Here is a 4095-nt window from a genome sequence, read left to right on the forward strand (position 1 = left end):
TCATGGTGGGCACTCTAAGGAGACTGCCGGTGACAAACCGGAGGAAGGTGGGGATGACGTCAAGTCATCATGGCCCTTACGGCCAGGGCTACACACGTGCTACAATGGTCGGTACAGAGGGTTGCCAAGTCGCGAGGCGGAGCTAATCCCAGAAAACCGATCGTAGTCCGGATCGCAGTCTGCAACTCGACTGCGTGAAGTCGGAATCGCTAGTAATCGCGAATCAGAATGTCGCGGTGAATACGTTCCCGGGCCTTGTACACACCGCCCGTCACACCATGGGAGTGGGTTGCTCCAGAAGTAGCTAGTCTAACCTTCGGGGGGACGGTTACCACGGAGTGATTCATGACTGGGGTGAAGTCGTAACAAGGTAGCCGTAGGGGAACCTGCGGCTGGATCACCTCCTTAATCGAAGATCCCGGCTTTCTCATAAGCTCCCACACGAATTGCTTGATTCACTAGCGAAAAGCGATTGGGTCTAGACCCGAGAGTGAGACGATTGGGTCTGTAGCTCAGTTGGTTAGAGCGCACCCCTGATAAGGGTGAGGTCGGCAGTTCGAATCTGCCCAGACCCACCAATTGTCAAGGGGCGTGGCCGGTCATGACCTCGTGAAGAGGGTAGAGGGGCCATAGCTCAGCTGGGAGAGCGCCTGCTTTGCACGCAGGAGGTCAGGAGTTCGATCCTCCTTGGCTCCACCAATTCCCACCATCGCTGAAAGCTCAGAAATGAGCATTTCCTGACGGCCGCCTGCCGCAGGCAAATGTTGATTTCTGGTCTTTGCGCCAGAACTGTTCTTTAAAAATTCGGGTATGTGATAGAAGTAGACTGATCGATTGTTTCACTGCAATCGATGAGGTCAAGGTAAATTTGCGAGTTCAAGCGCGAATTTTCGGCGAATGTCGTCTTCACCCCATCCAGGCAAGGCCGCGAGGCCACAGATTGCTTGGGGTTATATGGTCAAGTGAAGAAGCGCATACGGTGGATGCCTTGGCAGTCAGAGGCGATGAAAGACGTGGTAGCCTGCGATAAGCTTCGGGGAGTCGGCAAACAGACTGTGATCCGGAGATTTCTGAATGGGGAAACCCACCTGCCATAAGGCAGGTATCTTGTACTGAATCCATAGGTGCAAGAGGCGAACCAGGGGAACTGAAACATCTAAGTACCCTGAGGAAAAGAAATCAACCGAGATTCCCTTAGTAGTGGCGAGCGAACGGGGACTAGCCCTTAAGCTTGCTTGATTCTAGTAGAAGGCTCTGGAAAGTGCCGCCATAGTGGGTGATAGCCCCGTATACGAAAGGATCTGGCAAGTGAAATCGAGTAGGACGGCGCACGTGAAACGTTGTCTGAACATGGGGGGACCATCCTCCAAGGCTAAATACTCCTGACTGACCGATAGTGAACCAGTACCGTGAGGGAAAGGCGAAAAGAACCCCGGAGAGGGGAGTGAAATAGAACCTGAAACCGTATGCGTACAAGCAGTGGGAGCCCACATTGTTGGGTGACTGCGTACCTTTTGTATAATGGGTCAGCGACTTATATTCAGTGGCGAGCTTAACCGAATAGGGGAGGCGTAGCGAAAGCGAGTCTTAATAGGGCGTTTAGTCGCTGGGTATAGACCCGAAACCGGGCGATCTATCCATGAGCAGGTTGAAGGTTAGGTAACACTGACTGGAGGACCGAACCGACTCCCGTTGAAAAGGTAGCGGATGACTTGTGGATCGGAGTGAAAGGCTAATCAAGCTCGGAGATAGCTGGTTCTCCTCGAAAGCTATTTAGGTAGCGCCTCGTGTATCACTGCTGGGGGTAGAGCACTGTTTCGGCTAGGGGGTCATCCCGACTTACCAAACCGATGCAAACTCCGAATACCGGCAAGTGTCAGCACGGGAGACACACGGCGGGTGCTAACGTCCGTCGTGAAAAGGGAAACAACCCAGACCGTCAGCTAAGGTCCCAAAGTCCTGGTTAAGTGGGAAACGATGTGGGAAGGCTTAGACAGCTAGGAGGTTGGCTTAGAAGCAGCCACCCTTTAAAGAAAGCGTAATAGCTCACTAGTCGAGTCGGCCTGCGCGGAAGATGTAACGGGGCTCAAACCAGGCACCGAAGCTACGGGTTCATCTTCGGATGAGCGGTAGAGGAGCGTTCTGTAAGCCTGTGAAGGTGAGTCGAGAGGCTTGCTGGAGGTATCAGAAGTGCGAATGCTGACATGAGTAACGACAATGGGAGTGAAAAACTCCCACGCCGAAAGACCAAGGGTTCCTGCGCAACGTTAATCGACGCAGGGTGAGTCGGTCCCTAAGGCGAGGCTGAAGAGCGTAGTCGATGGGAAACGGGTTAATATTCCCGTACTTCTGGTTACTGCGATGGGGGGACGGAGAAGGCTAGGCCAGCTTGGCGTTGGTTGTCCAAGTTTAAGGTGGTAGGCCGAACACTTAGGCAAATCCGGGTGTTCAAGGCCGAGAGCTGATGACGAGCGTTCTTTTAGAATGCGAAGTGGTCGATGCCCTGCTTCCAGGAAAAGCCTCTAAGCTTCAGGTAATCAGGAACCGTACCCCAAACCGACACAGGTGGTTGGGTAGAGAATACCAAGGCGCTTGAGAGAACTCGGGTGAAGGAACTAGGCAAAATGGCACCGTAACTTCGGGAGAAGGTGCGCCGGTGAGGGTGAACGATTTTCTCGGTAAGCCCATGCCGGTCGAAGATACCAGGCCGCTGCGACTGTTTATTAAAAACACAGCACTCTGCAAACACGAAAGTGGACGTATAGGGTGTGACGCCTGCCCGGTGCCGGAAGGTTAATTGATGGGGTTAGCGCAAGCGAAGCTCTTGATCGAAGCCCCGGTAAACGGCGGCCGTAACTATAACGGTCCTAAGGTAGCGAAATTCCTTGTCGGGTAAGTTCCGACCTGCACGAATGGCGTAACGATGGCGGCGCTGTCTCCACCCGAGACTCAGTGAAATTGAAATCGCTGTGAAGATGCAGTGTATCCGCGGCTAGACGGAAAGACCCCGTGAACCTTTACTGTAGCTTTGCACTGGACTTTGAGCCTGCTTGTGTAGGATAGGTGGGAGGCTTTGAAGCGTGGACGCCAGTTCGCGTGGAGCCATCCTTGAAATACCACCCTGGCATGCTTGAGGTTCTAACTCTGGTCCGTTATCCGGATCGAGGACAGTGTATGGTGGGCAGTTTGACTGGGGCGGTCTCCTCCCAAAGAGTAACGGAGGAGTACGAAGGTGCGCTCAGACCGGTCGGAAATCGGTCGCAGAGTATAAAGGCAAAAGCGCGCTTGACTGCGAGACAGACACGTCGAGCAGGTACGAAAGTAGGTCTTAGTGATCCGGTGGTTCTGTATGGAAGGGCCATCGCTCAACGGATAAAAGGTACTCCGGGGATAACAGGCTGATACCGCCCAAGAGTTCATATCGACGGCGGTGTTTGGCACCTCGATGTCGGCTCATCACATCCTGGGGCTGAAGCCGGTCCCAAGGGTATGGCTGTTCGCCATTTAAAGTGGTACGCGAGCTGGGTTTAGAACGTCGTGAGACAGTTCGGTCCCTATCTGCCGTGGACGTTTGAGATTTGAGAGGGGCTGACCTTAGTACGAGAGGACCGGGTTGGACGAACCTCTGGTGTTCCGGTTGTCACGCCAGTGGCACTGCCGGGTAGCTATGTTCGGAAAAGATAACCGCTGAAAGCATCTAAGCGGGAAACTTGCCTCAAGATGAGATCTCACTGGAGCCTCGAGCTCCCTGAAGGGCCGTCGAAGACTACGACGTTGATAGGTGGGGTGTGTAAGCGTTGTGAGGCGTTGAGCTAACCCATACTAATTGCCCGTGAGGCTTGACCATATAACACCCAAACAATCTGGCCGACCGAAAAGGTCGCTACAGTGGGTGAGGTCTTAGCCGACTAAGCCGAAAATTTGGCTGGACCGCAAGGCTACCGAAGCAGAACATCACATACCCGATTCGGGGTGGCGCCGCAACGCGACATCCCAACCGAATTGCTTGACGACCATAGAGCGTTGGAACCACCTGATCCCATCCCGAACTCAGCAGTGAAACGACGCATCGCCGATGGTAGTGTGGGGTTTCCC

Annotated in this window: 2 tRNA genes and 3 rRNA genes; all 5 read left to right on the forward strand. The window is 53.8% G+C overall.

Features of this window, described 5'->3' with window-relative positions:
* A 16S ribosomal RNA gene (locus BMY22_RS22825) occupies positions 1-408 on the forward strand; the annotation flags it as partial.
* A 93-nt stretch (positions 409-501) separates the two neighbouring features.
* Positions 502-578 (forward strand) — tRNA-Ile (locus tag BMY22_RS22830).
* 45 nt (positions 579-623) lie between these two features.
* Positions 624-699: transfer RNA gene (locus BMY22_RS22835), tRNA-Ala, on the forward strand.
* A gap of 257 nt (positions 700-956) precedes the next feature.
* Positions 957-3847: ribosomal RNA gene (locus BMY22_RS22840) — 23S ribosomal RNA — on the forward strand.
* Between the two features lie 158 nt (positions 3848-4005).
* Positions 4006-4095 (forward strand): 5S ribosomal RNA (gene rrf / locus BMY22_RS22845); the annotation flags it as partial.

Origin of the sequence: Azotobacter beijerinckii, from assembly GCF_900110885.1 — a bacterium.
In the GTDB taxonomy this organism is placed as follows: Bacteria; Pseudomonadota; Gammaproteobacteria; order Pseudomonadales; family Pseudomonadaceae; genus Azotobacter; species Azotobacter beijerinckii.